The organism is Fructilactobacillus hinvesii, assembly GCF_024029435.1.
GTDB lineage: Bacteria > Bacillota > Bacilli > Lactobacillales > Lactobacillaceae > Fructilactobacillus > Fructilactobacillus hinvesii.
On sequence record NZ_CP097118.1, the window covers coordinates 270,530 to 285,846 of the forward strand.

Annotated in this window: 15 protein-coding genes; 12 read left to right on the forward strand and 3 right to left on the reverse strand. The window is 46.3% G+C overall.

The window, feature by feature from the left end:
• Nucleotides 1-9: 9 nt before the first annotated feature.
• From yaaA to dnaA, 3 genes are all read right to left on the reverse strand, one after another.
• The gene (yaaA, locus tag M3M39_RS01275) at nucleotides 10-228 is read right to left on the reverse strand and encodes a S4 domain-containing protein YaaA (protein WP_252797431.1); all 219 of its coding nucleotides are present in this window, start codon (nucleotides 226-228) and stop codon (nucleotides 10-12) included.
• A 169-nt stretch (nucleotides 229-397) separates the two neighbouring features.
• Nucleotides 398-1,537 (reverse strand): DNA polymerase III subunit beta, encoded by a 1,140-nt coding sequence (dnaN, locus tag M3M39_RS01280; protein ID WP_252797432.1) that lies wholly within the window; start codon nucleotides 1,535-1,537, stop codon nucleotides 398-400.
• 218 nt (nucleotides 1,538-1,755) lie between these two features.
• Nucleotides 1,756-3,099: a chromosomal replication initiator protein DnaA gene (dnaA, locus tag M3M39_RS01285; RefSeq protein WP_252797433.1), complete on the reverse strand. Its 1,344-nt coding sequence runs from the start codon at nucleotides 3,097-3,099 to the stop codon at nucleotides 1,756-1,758.
• Between the two features lie 487 nt (nucleotides 3,100-3,586).
• Between dnaA and rpmH the strand changes: the two genes are divergently transcribed.
• The 12 genes from rpmH to citF all read left to right on the forward strand — a co-directional run bounded on the left by rpmH (nucleotide 3,587) and on the right by citF (nucleotide 15,294).
• Nucleotides 3,587-3,721, forward strand: coding sequence for a 50S ribosomal protein L34 (rpmH, locus tag M3M39_RS01290; RefSeq protein WP_252766554.1), 135 nt, complete (start codon nucleotides 3,587-3,589; stop codon nucleotides 3,719-3,721).
• A 64-nt stretch (nucleotides 3,722-3,785) separates the two neighbouring features.
• A complete protein-coding gene (gene rnpA / locus M3M39_RS01295) occupies nucleotides 3,786-4,148 on the forward strand; it encodes a ribonuclease P protein component (protein WP_252797434.1) in 363 nt (120 codons plus the stop codon).
• The gene (yidC, locus tag M3M39_RS01300; protein WP_252797435.1) at nucleotides 4,145-4,981 is read left to right on the forward strand and encodes a membrane protein insertase YidC; all 837 of its coding nucleotides are present in this window, start codon (nucleotides 4,145-4,147) and stop codon (nucleotides 4,979-4,981) included. Before rnpA ends, yidC begins: the two co-directional genes overlap by 4 nt.
• A 184-nt stretch (nucleotides 4,982-5,165) precedes the next feature.
• Entirely contained in the window at nucleotides 5,166-5,873 is a 708-nt protein-coding gene (jag, locus tag M3M39_RS01305) for an RNA-binding cell elongation regulator Jag/EloR (RefSeq protein WP_252797436.1), read from the forward strand.
• A gap of 167 nt (nucleotides 5,874-6,040) precedes the next feature.
• A complete protein-coding gene (gene mnmE, locus M3M39_RS01310; protein WP_252797437.1) occupies nucleotides 6,041-7,435 on the forward strand; it encodes a tRNA uridine-5-carboxymethylaminomethyl(34) synthesis GTPase MnmE in 1,395 nt (464 codons plus the stop codon).
• Between the two features lie 47 nt (nucleotides 7,436-7,482).
• Nucleotides 7,483-9,420, forward strand: a complete 1,938-nt coding sequence (gene mnmG, locus M3M39_RS01315; RefSeq protein ID WP_252797438.1) for a tRNA uridine-5-carboxymethylaminomethyl(34) synthesis enzyme MnmG — start codon at nucleotides 7,483-7,485, stop codon at nucleotides 9,418-9,420.
• 81 nt (nucleotides 9,421-9,501) lie between these two features.
• Nucleotides 9,502-10,293, forward strand: a complete 792-nt coding sequence (locus M3M39_RS01320; protein WP_252797439.1) for an alpha/beta fold hydrolase — start codon at nucleotides 9,502-9,504, stop codon at nucleotides 10,291-10,293.
• A gap of 86 nt (nucleotides 10,294-10,379) precedes the next feature.
• Entirely contained in the window at nucleotides 10,380-11,516 is a 1,137-nt protein-coding gene (locus M3M39_RS01325; protein WP_252797440.1) for an NAD(P)-dependent malic enzyme, read from the forward strand.
• Between the two features lie 9 nt (nucleotides 11,517-11,525).
• The gene (citC, locus tag M3M39_RS01330) at nucleotides 11,526-12,569 is read left to right on the forward strand and encodes a [citrate (pro-3S)-lyase] ligase (RefSeq protein WP_252797441.1); all 1,044 of its coding nucleotides are present in this window, start codon (nucleotides 11,526-11,528) and stop codon (nucleotides 12,567-12,569) included.
• Nucleotides 12,559-12,852 (forward strand): citrate lyase acyl carrier protein, encoded by a 294-nt coding sequence (gene citD / locus M3M39_RS01335; protein WP_252797442.1) that lies wholly within the window; start codon nucleotides 12,559-12,561, stop codon nucleotides 12,850-12,852. The genes citC and citD overlap by 11 nt, the downstream gene beginning before the upstream one ends.
• Nucleotides 12,852-13,766 (forward strand): citrate (pro-3S)-lyase subunit beta, encoded by a 915-nt coding sequence (citE, locus tag M3M39_RS01340; RefSeq protein WP_252766564.1) that lies wholly within the window; start codon nucleotides 12,852-12,854, stop codon nucleotides 13,764-13,766. Before citD ends, citE begins: the two co-directional genes overlap by 1 nt.
• On the forward strand, nucleotides 13,756-15,294 hold the full coding sequence (gene citF / locus M3M39_RS01345) for a citrate lyase subunit alpha (protein WP_252797443.1): 1,539 nt from the start codon (nucleotides 13,756-13,758) through the stop codon (nucleotides 15,292-15,294). The genes citE and citF overlap by 11 nt, the downstream gene beginning before the upstream one ends.
• The last annotated feature ends 23 nt before the right edge of the window (nucleotides 15,295-15,317 follow it).

The following is a 15,317-nucleotide window of genomic DNA, read 5'->3' on the forward strand; positions in this document are numbered from 1 at the left end:
GCGGTTTCCTTACTGAGCCTTAATAAAAAACAAACCAACCTCTGGGACCCGGACGACGTCTCCGTCGTACAGTTTTTTCCCCCGTCGATTTTCTGGTTCGTCGTTTAGATATACGGTTTTTTCGCGTAAAAACCACTTGGCTTGTCCTCCAGAAGCAATTACGTTTTCCATTTTCAGCAATTGGCCTAACGTCACGTAGGGCGTTGTAATCAAAACTTCTTTTTTCATGTTGCCACCTGCTTTCGTTATTGCTAATTATACCCTTTCCTAATTAAAAAGTACACCCAGCTCGCGTTTATGAGCCGTTTCAGCCATTTTAAGCATTTGAGGGAGATTGTCCTGAGAGCAAACAAAAAAGCCCATAACTTAAATTATGGGCTTAGAACGTTTTTTCGGGTTAAAACGTCCGGACGGGCGTAATTAACTGAATAAAGTTTTCTTGGTTTTCAACCGGGGTAATCGTAAAGGGTCGCAGCGCCGAAGTAAAGGCAACTTCTACGTCAATGGGACCAAAGACCCGAAGGGCATCCTTTAAGTAATCAGGATTAAAGGAAATCTCTAAATCTTCGCCACTAATAGTTGCCGGATTGAGATCTTCTTCCACCTTCCCGACGTCTGGAGAATTTCCGGTAATTGTCACAACCTGATCGTTTGGTTTTAACGTTAGTTTAATCACGTTATTGCGAGATTCATGAGACAGCAAGGAAGCCCGTTCTACCGCTGCTAATAATTCGGGCGCAGCGAATTGAACCGTCGTTTCGGAACTGGTTGGAATCAAACGAGAGGTATCCGGATAATTTCCCTCTAACAAGCGGGAGTAAAACTTGGTTTTGCCAAAGGTGAACAAGACCTGGTTTTCAGAAAGATGCATTTCGATAGCATCCTTTTCCCCATCAATCATCCGGGAAAGTTCCTTCAAGCTATCGCCCGGAATAACCACGTTATAATCACCTTCTGCCGGCGTAGGGAGTTCCACTTTCCGTTGGCTCAACCGGTGACTATCCGTTGAGACGGCCAATAGCTGATTTTGATCTAACGTAAAGTGGACTCCAGTTAAAATGGGCCGACTTTCTTGTTTTGATACCGCAATGACGGTCTGGCCAATGACTTCTCGAAAGATTTCTGCTGGTAACTGGATGGGATGATCACCATCGACTTCCGGAAGATGCGGGTACCCGTTGGCATCTAATCCGTTAATCGTAAATTCCGAATTCCCCGATTTAATCGTGGTTTGGAAATTGTCTCCGACTTCAATCATTAATTCCCGAGCAGGAAGTTTTTTCACAATCTCACTAAAGAACCGCGCGGGTAATACGATTTTTCCAGTAGAACTAATCGTGAGTTCGTAATCAGGGTTATCACCACTAATTAACGTTTGAATTGAAATATCTGCATTGCTACCCGTTAGTTGAATGTTACTAGCAGAAACATCAATCATTAGTCCCGTTAAAATGGGAATGGTGGTCTTGGCTGAAATTGCTCGTTGCACAATTCCAAGGGCTTTAATAAAGGCGAGCCGATTAATTGAAAATTTCATGGGAGAATTCCTCCTTTTGGGAATGGCAGTTAATTTAATTAATAAAAGATAAAATCGTAGTAGTAGTAGGGCCTGTGATTTCTGTGGATAACTTTACAGACCGAGAAAGTTGGTTAGTTATCCCCTGTGGATAACTTTGTACATAACTAGAACCTTTTTTCAAAACTTATCCACAGTGAGGATTATACCATTTTTCCGCTCCTGGCTGAGGAGCAGCTTTAGTGTCTGATTTCAGTTTTGAGATCGGCAATTTGTTTTTGTAACTCTGCATCAGAAGCAGCCATTTTGGTAATTTTTTCGTGGGCGTGGATGACCGTAGTGTGATCCTTACCCCCAAACGCTTCTCCAATCTTGGGGAGGGAATTATCGGTTAACTCCCGGCACAGATACATAGCGACTTGGCGGGGAATCACGATCGCTTTGACTCGTTTTTTTCCCTTAATCTCTTTAACGGTAACGTGGTAGTAAGAAGCAGTAATCTTAATGATTGATTCGGGGGTAATTGCACTTTTTTCCTTATTGAGTTTGAGCGGAGCTAGCGCCTCAGAAACAAGATCCATGGTGACTGGCTCCTGTTTTAGTTCAGCAAAAGCCTTAATTCGTGACAGAGCCCCCTCTAATTCGCGGACGTTTGAATCAATTTGGCTAGCAATGTAACTCATGATGTTATCGTCGACCTTTAGACCTTCTGACTGGGCCTTAGCGCGTAATATGGCGGCCCGAGTTTCGAGATCCGGTGCGGTAATGTCAACGGATAACCCCCATTTAAAGCGGGAAACCAAGCGATCCGTAAGCGAATTGATTTCATTGGGCAACCGGTCGGCCGTCATCACAATTTGCTTATTTTCCTCGTACAGAGCGTTAAAAGTGTTGAAGAATTCGTCCTGCGTTCCCTCTTTATTGGCTAAAAACTGGATGTCATCAACTAAGAGCAGATCGACGTTACGATAAACCCGCCGAAATTCCTGCATCTTATTGTTTTGCAGAGCATCGATAAAGTCATTGGTAAACTTTTCGGTCGTTACGTATTTAACGTTTGCTTCCGGATGATTTTTTAAGACCTTATTTCCAATTGCTTGCATTAAGTGGGTTTTTCCCAGTCCGACGCCCCCGTAGAAGAACAAAGGATTGTAGACCTTCCCCGGATCCTCTGAGACGGCTAAAGCAGCCGCGTGAGCCATCTGATTTCCCTGACCAATGACGAAGGTGTCAAAGGTGTAATTCGGATTTAAGTGAGGATCAATGTGGGGAATTTCTGGTTGGTCGTGAGTCTGGTTAAAATTCGCTAAGTTTTCGGTATTAGGTCCGGTTTTACCTTTAATTACGAGGTTAGGACGGACGTCTGTCTGGGTAACCGCATAAGCATATTCAATGAAAGTCGATTTTAACTGACGGTCCCAATAATCTTTGTGTAAAGGAGTCGGAAGTTCAAGGGTTAAAACGTGGCCGTCGTAATCAAGCGGGGTCGCAGAGTCAATCCAAGTATCATACGTATTTTCGTCAAATTTAGGATTTTCCTTAAATTTGGCTTTGATTTGATTCCATAGTTCAGTCTGATTCATGGAATATGAACCTCCTCCGTTATAAACATAGCCGTATTTTAGCACTGGGATAAAAAGTTTTCCACAAGGTTATTAAACCTGTGTATAAATGTTTCACAGGTAGTTAATAACTTTTCCACAGCACTGTTAATAACTTGGTGGATAACTAAAAATAAGCAGAATTTAACAGGAAGCTGTGGATAATAAAATGCTTTCACTACAAGGGTTTGAGATAGTTATTTAGATTTATCAACAGTTTGTGGATATCTTTTTTAACAGGGTGTTTTTCTGTGTAATTCTCGGGGAAAAAGTTGTGATTGAGTTTAATAGTTATCCACAGCAATCCACAGGGGAACTTTATGAAACTTTTTCAAAAAACCACGGAGCGTGCTGTTACCTGGATAAATTTATTATTTGCGCTGAGCGTCTTTTGTGTTATCATTGGAAAGAAATACGATTTAGGATTACCTAAAGTGAATTAGTTAATTAAGAGTAAGGAGGGTTCGTAGTGAAAAGAACTTACCAACCTAAAAAGCGTCACAGAAATCGCGTTCATGGTTTCCGTGCCCGCATGAGTACTAAGAACGGCCGTAAAGTTTTAGCGCGTCGTCGTCAAAAGGGTAGAAAAGTATTATCTGCATAGACCACTGACCAGTCGGTGGCCTTTTTTATTATGTAAAATATGATTAATGGAGAAGAACGAACGCATGAGAAAATCATATCGAGTAAAAAAGGAAGCAGAATTTCAAGAGGTCTTTGACGCGCATCAGTCGGTGGCCAACCGTCAATTTGTGATTTATCAACTCGAAAAACCAGATCAGCCTCATTTTCGGGTCGGTATTTCCGTCGGCAAGAAAATTGGGAATGCGGTTCATCGCAACTGGGTCAAACGAAGAATTCGTCAGGCCCTGACGGAATTAAAACCGCACTTACGCCAGGACGTAGACTTCTTGGTGATTGCACGTCCCCGGGCGGATGGATTATCGATGGCAGAAGTAAAGGCTAGTTTGATTCACGTTTTAAAGTTAGCCAAGTTGTTGAATCCTGATGATTGTGAGGAAGAAAAGTGAAAAAATGGAAAAAAATGGCGGCAATGCTGTTAGTGGCAAGTCTTGGCTTGGTCCTAACTGCTTGTAGTAACGCTCCCGTAAACAGCCATAGTACTGGAATCTGGGACGGGTTAATCGTTTATAATTTCTCAAGGGCAATTATCTGGCTCTCAAAGGCCTTTAATGATAGTTATGGAATTGGGATTATCATCTTTACCATTATCGTGCGGATTTTAATTTTGCCGTTGATGGTTTACCAAACGAAGAATATGAAAGAAATGAACGAATTGCAGCCGCAGTTAAAAGCGCTGCAAAAGAAGTATTCTTCGCGTGATACGGAAACGATGATGAAGCTGCAAGAAGCGCAAAAAGCGCTTTACAAGGAAAACGGGGTTCATCCGTTTGCTAGTATGATTCCATTGATCGTACAGCTTCCGATCATCTTTGCCTTGTACCAGGCCATCTGGCGGACGCCGGCTTTAAAAACCGGTCAGTTCCTCTGGTTACAACTGGGGAGTCGGGATCCGTACTTCGTCTTACCAATTCTAGCTGCCATTTTTACGTTCTTGAGTTCCTGGTTATCAATGAAGTCGCAACCAGAAACGAACGCGATGGCATTTACGATGACGCTGATCATGCCCGTTATTATTTTCTTTACCGCTTTAAACGTTCCATCCGCCTTGTCACTGTACTGGGTGGTTACGAATGCCTTTCAAGTGGGACAAACGTTGCTCTTGCAAAATCCATGGAAGCTTCAACGGGAACGAGAAGAAAAGCAACGGGAAAAACGGCAACACGAGCGTGAGGTGCAAAAAGCCATTAAACGGGCTAAAAAGAGTCACCGCAAACGTTAATTTCCTTAATTTAAAGTAAATGGCCATCGGACCGCTGACGCTTTTATTCGTCAGTGGTCCTTTTTTTATGGGAGTAAAATTAATTGCCTAACATTTAATTGACAAAATTCCGGAAAATGATTACTCTCGCACGGGGTTTGTGCTATGCTAGCAAGGGTCAATTTTTAACTAGGAGATAATCAACATGCCAAAATACGAAGGACCCACTCTCGAAACAGCCGTTAACAATGGTTTAGCGGCACTCAACCTCACTAAAAACGAAGTTAACATTGAAATTTTGCAACAACCATCCGCGGGCTTTCTCGGTTTCTTTAAGCGTCCAGCCCGGGTTTTAATTACGAAAAAACCAGAACCCCAAAAATCTCAGAAACGGGCACAACGAGATAGCGATCCGGACAAACAACCAGCAAAGCAGCCTAGTCCCGATCGCTTTGAGCGTAACTTTGCCGTGGTCAAACAACTGGGGCAGTATTTACAAAATGTTTTAAGTGAAATGGACATTAATGCCACTTTAGAAGTGGAAATGCCGAACAGTAAGCACGTGTACATTAACTGTGAAACGGAAAAAGAAGGACTGTTGATTGGAAAGCACGGGCGCACCATCAATGCTCTGCAACAACTGTGTGAATTTTATTTGAACAACCACGGAGTGAATTACGTGGAGGTTTTATTGGATACGGCCAATTACCGGGAACGGCGCGAACAGATCCTGACCGATTTGGCTCACAAAACGGCGCGCACGGTCCGTTCTACTGGACAACCAGTGCACTTGGATGCGATGCCGGCCTTTGAAAGAAAACAAATTCACGTTGCCTTGGAAGGATTTGATGATTTAATTACCTACTCAGTGGGAAATGAACCGAATCGAGAAGTAGTGATTGCGCCCAAGTAGCTCTAAATTGACAAACGCGGGCGAGTCGCTATAAGATAAACTCAAATAACTAAATGTCGATAAAGTAGTGAAAGTACTTTATCCTAATTCGCTGTGCGGTTGGGGTGGGTACTTTTTTTGTGTTCAGCTAGCCGCGAGTCAGCACTAGCGGGGAAAGGAGTCAGAGCATGGCACTAATGACCACTGATTACGATACGATTGCAGCGATTTCGACGCCACCAGGTGTGGGGGGAATCGCGATTGTCCGCTTAAGCGGAAGCGATGCATTAACCATTGCGAAGAAAATTTACCGGGGCAAGCAGCTTGACCAGGTTGCTTCCGATACGATTAATTACGGGCACATTGTTGATCCGCAAGCGCAGCAAAAAGAGATCGATGAGGTGATGGTTTCGGTCATGCGCGCTCCCAAAACCTACACCTGTGAAGACGTAGTTGAAATTAACTGTCACGGGGGACTTCAGGTCACAAACCAAATTTTGCAACTGGTTTTACGGAACGGAGCGCGCATGGCAGAGCCCGGTGAATTCACCAAGCGGGCCTTTTTAAACGGGCGGATTGACCTATCCCAGTCAGAAGCCGTAATGGATTTGATTGAAGCTAAGACGGATGCCGCCCGCAAGGCTGCCCTGAATCAGCTGGACGGAAACCTGTCAGCGGTGATCAAAAAGCTCCGACAGGAAATTGTGGATGTTCTAGCAAACGTCGAAGTTAACATTGACTACCCCGAATACGATGGGGCCGAAGAGATGACCACCCAGTTGATGTTAGAAAAGGCTCACCAAATTAAGGCAAAGATTCAAGATTTGTTAAACACGGCGCAGCAGGGGAAGGTCCTGCGCGACGGCTTAAATACCGCCATCGTGGGCCGGCCCAACGTCGGCAAATCAAGTTTACTAAACCGGTTGCTTCACGAAGAAAAGGCCATTGTGACGGATGTGCCAGGAACAACGCGGGATACGTTGGATGAGTACGTGAACGTTGCGGGAGTGCCGCTGCACTTAATTGATACGGCAGGGATTCATGCAACGATGGATAAAGTGGAAAAAATTGGGGTTGACCGCTCGCGCGCGGCCATTCAGCAGGCGGATTTGGTTTTACTGGTTTTAAATGCCAGTGAACCCCTGACGGATGCCGATCAAGAACTCTTGGACGCGACGGCGAATACCAAACGAATTATTTTGCTTAATAAAACCGATTTGCCCCAGCAATTGGACGTTGCCGATCTGCCTGCTGATGAGCAAACGGCTGTGATTAAAACTTCGACCGTGACAGAAGACGGGACCAAGGCGTTAGAAGCAGTTATTGCAAAGATGTTCTTTACTGATGGAATCAACCGAAACCAGGGAGATGTCATGGTAACTAACGCCCGCCACATCAGCTTGTTACAGCAGGCGTTTGACTCTTTAACCACCGTGGTTGATGGGTTAGAAGCAGGGCTTCCAGTCGACATTGCCCAAATTGACCTGCAAAACGCGTGGGAACAACTGGGCGAAATTACTGGTGATAACTACGATGAAGAACTAATGGATCAACTCTTTCAGCAATTTTGCATTGGAAAATAAAGTGTTTCATGTGAAACAAGAACGAATTTGACGTTAAGGAGGAAGTCATGCCGAAGAAACCGGTAATTAAAGAAACGGCCGTGCAACGAACCTACCAAGCGGGAAGCTATGACGTAGTAGTGGTAGGAGCCGGGCACGCTGGCTGTGAAGCAGCTCTGGCGGCCGCCCGCATGGGACAAAAAACGTTGCTACTAACGATTAGCTTAGAAATGGTGGCGTTCATGCCATGTAACCCATCGGTCGGTGGACCAGCAAAGGGAACCGTGGTCCGCGAAATTGATGCCCTCGGGGGCGAGATGGGGAAAAATATCGACAAAACGTACATTCAGATGCGGTTGTTGAATACCCGGAAGGGCCCAGCGGTTCAAGCACTGCGCGCCCAGGCCGACAAGCATGCTTATCACGAAGAAATGAAGCGGACGATTGAAAACGAACCAAACCTCACGCTACGGCAGGCCATCGTGGATGACCTTTTGATTGAAGATGGAACGGTGACCGGCGTAGTGACCAACACGGGAGCCGTTTATCAAGCTCAGGCGGTCGTAATGGCGACCGGAACTTCGGCGCGGGGCCAAATTTACATTGGAGAACTGCGCTACTCTTCTGGACCAAACAACACGATTCCATCTTTGAAATTGTCGGAAAATTTGGAAAAAAAGGGCTTTCGCTTTGAACGGTTTAAGACGGGAACGCCGCCACGGGTGAACGGAAATACGATTGACTACTCCGAGTTAGAGGAACAGCCAGGCGACAAGCAGCCCCACCACTTTAGTTTTTTAACCTCGGATCAGGATTACCTACCGCTGTCACAACAAATTTCGTGCTGGTTAACCTATACGAACCCCCAAACGCATCAAATTGTGCGTGATAACCTGGATCGGGCTCCGATGTTTAACGGAGTGATTGATTCAGTGGGGCCACGGTACTGCCCATCGATTGAGGATAAAGTGGTGCGGTTTGCTGATAAGGACCGCCACCAGGTCTTTTTGGAACCGGAAGGACGGCGGACCGAGGAGTGGTATGTAGATGGAATGTCGACGTCGATTCCAGAAGAAGTCCAACAGGAAATGCTTCACACCATCAAGGGATTGGAAAACGTGCGGATGATGCGGCCGGGTTATGCGATTGAATACGATGTGATTCCACCGCAACAGATGAAGCCCAGCATGGAAAGCAAACGGGTGAACGGACTCTTTACTGCCGGACAGACCAACGGAACCTCCGGCTACGAAGAAGCGGCTGCCCAGGGACTGATGGCCGGAATTAACGCCGCCAGAAAGTTACAGGGAAAAGAACCGGTGATCTTGAAACGGTCCGATGCCTATATTGGCGTAATGCTTGATGACTTGGTAACCAAGGGCACGAAGGAACCGTACCGGTTGTTAACCAGCCGGGCGGAATACCGGTTGTTACTGCGTAACGATAATGCTGATATGCGCCTGACACCGATTGGGCACGAGATTGGTTTGATTGATGATGAGCGGTACGCCGAGTTTGTGGCTAAACGTGAGGCGGTGGAAGCCGAAATTAAACGTCTGGAACAAATCCGAATTAAGCCTAATCAGGCAATTAATGAATTCGTAGAATCTCAAGGGGATAAACCGTTGCAAGATGGGATTGGCGCTGCCCAGTTCCTCCGGCGCCCCTACGTGAACTACCAGAAACTATTGGAATTTATCCCGGCGGCCCCAACCCATTTAAGTGCGGATGTGATTGAACAAGTTTCCATTCGACTAAAGTACGCCGGTTACATTAAAAAAGAAGAAGACCGGGTAGCTAAGTTGAAACGGATGGAAGCCAAAAAGATTCCCGCACACATTGATTACGATGCGATTGATGGGATTGCGACTGAAGGAAAGCAAAAGTTGAAGGAAATTCAACCAGAAACGATTGCGCAAGCAGCCCGAATTAGTGGGGTCAATCCATCTGACATTGCAATTTTAGGGGTTTACATCCAGCAAGGCCGGATTGCCAAAACAAAATAACGATTAGTCTCAGCGCACGCTGGGACTTTTTTGTTACCATTAGGGAAGCAACATGGACCGCCACAGCGGGGAGGAAAAAAGATGAAATTTTATACCAATGATAACGTTGAGTTAGTTTATGACGATCAGGGGGAACCCACTGATCAACCGGTGGTGATTCTATCGGGAATTGGAGCGTACAAGGAGTATTGGGAAGCGACGATTGAAACGTTAGTCAACCAGCACTACCGGGTCATTAACGTGGATGCCAGAAACCAGGGACAGTCCGAACACACCAGCAAGGGACTACGGATTAGTCGGCACGCGGCGGACTTATTCGAATTAGTGGAAAAACTGCAACTACAACAGCCTGTGTTAATGGGAAATTCAATGGGAGCGGCAACCATGTTTGCCTACCTGTCTTTATATGGAGCCCAAAACGTGAAAGCAGTCGTGGACGTGGACCAAAGTCCCAAGATGATTAACGACCAGCAGTGGCAGCTGGGATTTAAGGACATTACCTGGGATGATTTTCACGAAGTCTTAAAACAACCACTGGGTAAAACGACTTACACTAATTTTGCGGATCGTTTGTTTAGTAAGTTACAAACGTTAAAAAAACAGTATCCGTACGACCCCGATTTGAACTATCCGTTGTTAATTGACCACGCGACCCAGGATTGGCGGGACGTAATTGCCAACTTGCAGTGTCCTTTACTAATTGTCTGTGGCCAAGCATCACCCTTCTTTAATCCAGAATTTGGCGTGGTGGCCCAGCGGATGTCTGAGCAGGTGACCCACGTGGTGATTCCTAGAGCAGGGCACCTGGTAATGGCTGAACAGCCCACTCGGTTTAACGAGGAGTTAGTGAAATTTTTGACAAAACTAGCCTAATAATCCCATTTGGAAAATTGCTCACAAAGTGGGTATAATAACAAATGAATTGATAACCATAAACTACGAAAGAATGGAGGTCTTCCATGGCAGAAGACGTATTTCAAATCCATAAGGATCACACCGGAGTGTTAGGCATCGAAGGTGAATTCCCCGTTGATAACAAAGAGGAATTAGCAATGGCCTACACTCCTGGAGTTGCCAAGGTTTCTAAGGCAATTGAACAGGATCCAGAACTTAAAGATGTTTACACTATGAGTGGGAAATTGGTAGCCGTAGTGACCGATGGTTCCGCCGTCCTGGGACTGGGAAACATTGGGGCTGGGGCTGGACTCCCCGTTGTTGAAGGGAAAGCCCTTTTATACAAGGATTTAGCAAATGTGAATGCACTGCCAATTGCGGTCGACCAAGATAGTGCCGCAGAAATTGCGGGGCACATCAAAGCCATTTCACAATCATTTGCTGGGATTCACTTGGAAGACATCGCTGCTCCCAAGTGTTTTGAACTAGAAGAACGGTTGAGTCAGGAACTGGACATTCCGGTTTACCATGATGATCAGGAAGGAACTGCAATTGTCATTTTAGCGGGATTAATTAATGCTGCGAAGGTGGTCAACAAGCAGCTTACTGACCTGAAGATTGTGGTTAATGGAGCCGGAGCTTCTGGCATTGCAACGGCTAAATTACTGAACGCCGTGGGTATTAAGCACGTCACACTCGTTGATATTGACGGGGTCGTGCACCCTGACAGTCAAAACTACAACGCTTACCAAACCGGGTTAGCCCAAGAACTTGATGGTGCTGACGGGCAGGTTTTAGATGACGTGATTGACGATCAAGATGTCTTCATCGGGTTATCCGTTGCCAACGTTTTGAGTGCCGACCAGGTGCGGCGGATGGCTCAGGATCCAATTATCTTTGCCCTCGCCAACCCCGTACCAGAAATTGATCCGGCGGTCGCTAAAGACGCTGGGGCAGCTGTCATTGCTACGGGATCAAGTAAGTACCCGAACCAGGTAAATAACATTTTGGTCTTTCCTGGTTTATTCAAAGGGCTGTTAGCAAGCGGCATTAAGAAAGTGACGTTCCAAATCGAAGCCACCGTTGCCAAAGCAATTGCAGCGATGATTCCAGAACCAACGGCAGAACAAATTGTTCCCGGGGTCTTTGATCAGGGCGTGGTGCAGACGGTTTCTCAAGCACTCGAAAACTTAAAAAAATAGGAGTAACGGATGGACGCAGAGATCAGGGAGATGAACCTCCACAATCCGGATGAATTTGAGCAATGGCGCTCGTTCCTTTCGGGATTAGGGATTGCAAACTTTACTGCCGATGAGGTGGATCCGTTAGATGGAACGATCGGGCTGTTTGAAGGTGACCGCTTGATGGGAACCGGCTCGTATTCAGAAAACGTGCTGAAGTACATTGGGGTGTGCCACAAAACTAGTGAAAATGGGGCCTACTTTAACAAAATTGTGTCAACGTTACTGACCCAGTTAGGGCAGCAGGGCATTTTTCACGTGTTTGTGTTTACCAAACCACAGTATTCGGATAGTTTTCAGCACGTCGGGTTTCAAGAAATCGTGCACAGTGAAAGTGCCGCGTTTTTAGAAACGGGTCCCACGTCCATTACTGATTATCTGGCGCAAATTCCCAAGTTTGCTGGTGAAAGTGCCGCCATTGTGATGAACGCTAACCCGTTTACGTTAGGGCATCGCTATTTGGTAGAAGCAGCCGCCCAGCAGAGTGCCCACGTCTACGTGTTTGTGGTTAGTACCGATAAATCCCTGTTTAATTCGCAGGAACGGTTTGAAATGGTTCAGGCGGGCACGGCTGATTTAAAGAATGTCGATGTGGTCAGTGGCTCGGATTACCTCGTGAGTTATGCGACCTTCCCCGCCTACTTTTTAAAGAGTGATAAGAGTCGGGTGCGCTATCAAACCACGATTGATGCCTTAATCTTTAAGGAACGGATTGCCCCAGCGCTTAACATCACGACTCGCTACTTAGGCACAGAACCGCATTCTGAGACGACGAACGTTTATAATGAGGTCTTAGAAAGCGTCTTGCCACCTACGGTCCGGGTTAAGATCATTCCCAGAAAGGAAACTGCTGGGAAGATTATTTCTGCTCGGGACGTGCGGCTGGCAATTAAAGACAACCGGTTGGAGTCCTTAGACACATTGGTGCCAAAGACAACGGCCACTTTCATTACGGAGCACCGAGCAGAATTGCAGGAACGGATTAGGAAAGGAATGAAGATTGATGGAAATTAAAAAAACAGCCATGGATGGCACTCTAGAGTCATCTGACATCCAAATCACCGTTAGTAAGGGAACGGATGGGGTGCAAATTGATTTGACCTCTGACGTGCAAGAACGGTTTGGAGCACAAATTAAACAGACCATTGCTGCCGTCGTGGCCGCTTTTGACGTGGACAACGTGAACGTCAAGGCCGTGGACCAAGGGGCCTTGGACTGTGTAATTAAAGCGCGGACCATTACGGCCTTACAACGGGCCCTTGGCACCAGTGCAGAACCAGCATGGGAGGTACTCTAATGACATTTAAAAAAGATCGTTTACGCCGGACAATGATGTTCGTACCCGGTAATAACGCCGGAATGTTAAAGGACGCCGGGATTTATGGGGCGGACTCCATCATGTTTGACCTAGAAGATGCCGTTTCGTTGGCTGAAAAGGATTCGGCGCGGATTTTAGTGTATGAAGCCTTACAAACGGTTGACTACGGTGACACTGAATTGGTGGTTCGGATTAACGGACTCGATACGGACTTTTTCCAAGCTGACATTCAAGCCATGGTAAAAGCCGGGATTGATGTAATTCGGATTCCAAAGGTGGAAAATGCTGACATGATTCGGGAAACCGAAAACTTGGTAGCTGCCGCCGAAGAAAAATTTGGCATTCCAGTGGGCACCACGCACTTGATGGCTGCGATTGAAAGTGCCGAAGGGGTCTTGAACGTGAAGGAAATCGCCAAGGCTTCGGACCGGATGATCGGAATTGCACTGTCAGCCGAAGATTACACGACCGACTTGCAAACCCACCGGTACCCAGGTGGAAAAGAACTTGAATTTGCGCGGAACATGATTATTAACGCTGCTCGGGCTGCTAAGATTTCAGCCTTTGATACGGTTTACACTAACGTGGATAACGTGGATGGCTTGATTGAAGAAACTGAATTCATTCACCAATTAGGTTACGACGGTAAATCAGTCATTAATCCACGGCAAATCCCAGTGATTAACAAGGTCTTTGAACCAAGTGAAGCGGAAGTTAAGAACGCGCAAAACGTGATTGCGGCCATTGAACGAGCTCACCAAGCTGGTTCTGGAGTAATTGCCATGAACGGTCAAATGGTTGACCGGCCGGTTGTAATGCGGGCTGAACGGGTGATGAAACTGGCTAAGGCTTCTGGAATCGTCGACAAGGAGGGTCACTACATTGGAGAATAAATTAGGACGAGAATTACCTAGCACTTTACTAGAAAAATTAGACTTTAAACCGTTTACGACCACGGAAATTGGTCACCCGATTGTGCAACGGACTGCTCCTAAGGTTCGTTTGTCCACGGGGGACGATAAGGTGACAAACGACTTAAAGCAAATCGTGAAGGATAACGTGAAAGACGGAATGACGATTTCTTTTCACCACCACTTCCGGAATGGAGACTTTGTCTTTAACCAAGTGATGAAGGAAATCATGGCCCAGGGAATTAAAGACCTGACGTTAGCTCCATCTTCCTTGACCGGTGCGATGAACGACGTAGCCATCGAAGCCATTAAAAACGGAACGGTCACAAACATTACGACTTCCGGAATGCGGGGCTCACTAGGAGACGAAGTGTCACATGGTTTACTCCCTAACCCAGTGATCTTCCGGTCCCACGGTGGTCGGGCTCGGGCCATTGAAAACGGCGACATTAAAATTGACGTAGCCTTTTTAGGGGTTCCTAACTCAGACCGGTGCGGAAACGCAAACGGAATGTACGGAGACGAAGCCTTTGGTTCCCTTGGTTACGCCCTCATGGACGCTAACTACGCCGACAAGGTGGTCTTATTAACTGACAACCTGGTTGACTACCCCAACACGCCGGCTTCCATTAAGCAAACCCAAGTGGACTACGTGGTGGAAGTGGACCAAGTGGGAGATCCAGATAAGATTGGTTCTGGAGCTACTCGGTTTACGAAGGATCCAAAAAACTTGAAAATTGCGAACCTGGTTAGTGACGTAATCACCAAATCGTCATACTTTAAGGATGGCTTCTCCTTCCAAACTGGTTCTGGTGGAGCTGCCTTAGCTGTAACGCGTTACTTACGGACGGCCATGGTCAACAAAAACATTCATGCTTCCTTTGGACTCGGGGGAATTACGAAGCCAATGGTCGACCTCTTAGAAGAAGGCCTGATTGGCAAGTTAATGGACGTGCAAGACTTTGATAAGACGGCCGCCCAATCCATGAAGAATAACCTGGATCAACAAGAAATTGATGCTTCTTGGTACGCTGACCCTGACAACAAGGGAGCTATGGTGGACCAGTTGGACGTTTCCATCTTGAGTGCCTTAGAAATTGATACGGACTTTAACGTTAACGTGTTAACTGGTTCTGATGGAGTAATCCGGGGCGCCGTTGGTGGTCACCAAGATGCTGCCACTGCTAAGTTAACGATTATCTGTGCTCCGTTAGTACGGGGTCGGATTCCTTCCGTCGTGAAGAGCGTTGGTACGGCCGTTACACCAGGAAGTTCAATTGACGTACTGGTTACGGAACGGGGAATTGCAGTGAACACGAACCGTCCCGAACTGAAGGAAGAATTATCCAACGTTCCTGGTTTAAACGTTTACACCATTGATGAATTAGCTGACATGGCTCAACAAATTGTGGGTCAAGAAGCAGATTTGCAGTTCACCGATCGCACCGTCGGATTGGTTGAATACCGGGATGGTTCCATCATTGATGCAATTAAAGAAGTAAAAGACTAGTTATACCAAAAAAGCGGGGCCTG

Coding starts and splice junctions, on each gene's coding strand:
- citD (WP_252797442.1), top strand. CDS start 12,559: ATGGAAATTAAAAAAACAGCCATGGATGGCACTCTAGAGTCATCTGAC.
- M3M39_RS01325 (WP_252797440.1), top strand. CDS start 10,380: ATGGCAGAAGACGTATTTCAAATCCATAAGGATCACACCGGAGTGTTA.
- citE (WP_252766564.1), top strand. CDS start 12,852: ATGACATTTAAAAAAGATCGTTTACGCCGGACAATGATGTTCGTACCC.
- mnmE (WP_252797437.1), top strand. CDS start 6,041: ATGGCACTAATGACCACTGATTACGATACGATTGCAGCGATTTCGACG.
- jag (WP_252797436.1), top strand. CDS start 5,166: ATGCCAAAATACGAAGGACCCACTCTCGAAACAGCCGTTAACAATGGT.
- yaaA (WP_252797431.1), bottom strand. CDS start 228: ATGAAAAAAGAAGTTTTGATTACAACGCCCTACGTGACGTTAGGCCAA.
- mnmG (WP_252797438.1), top strand. CDS start 7,483: ATGCCGAAGAAACCGGTAATTAAAGAAACGGCCGTGCAACGAACCTAC.
- dnaN (WP_252797432.1), bottom strand. CDS start 1,537: ATGAAATTTTCAATTAATCGGCTCGCCTTTATTAAAGCCCTTGGAATT.
- rnpA (WP_252797434.1), top strand. CDS start 3,786: ATGAGAAAATCATATCGAGTAAAAAAGGAAGCAGAATTTCAAGAGGTC.
- citC (WP_252797441.1), top strand. CDS start 11,526: ATGGACGCAGAGATCAGGGAGATGAACCTCCACAATCCGGATGAATTT.
- dnaA (WP_252797433.1), bottom strand. CDS start 3,099: ATGAATCAGACTGAACTATGGAATCAAATCAAAGCCAAATTTAAGGAA.
- M3M39_RS01320 (WP_252797439.1), top strand. CDS start 9,502: ATGAAATTTTATACCAATGATAACGTTGAGTTAGTTTATGACGATCAG.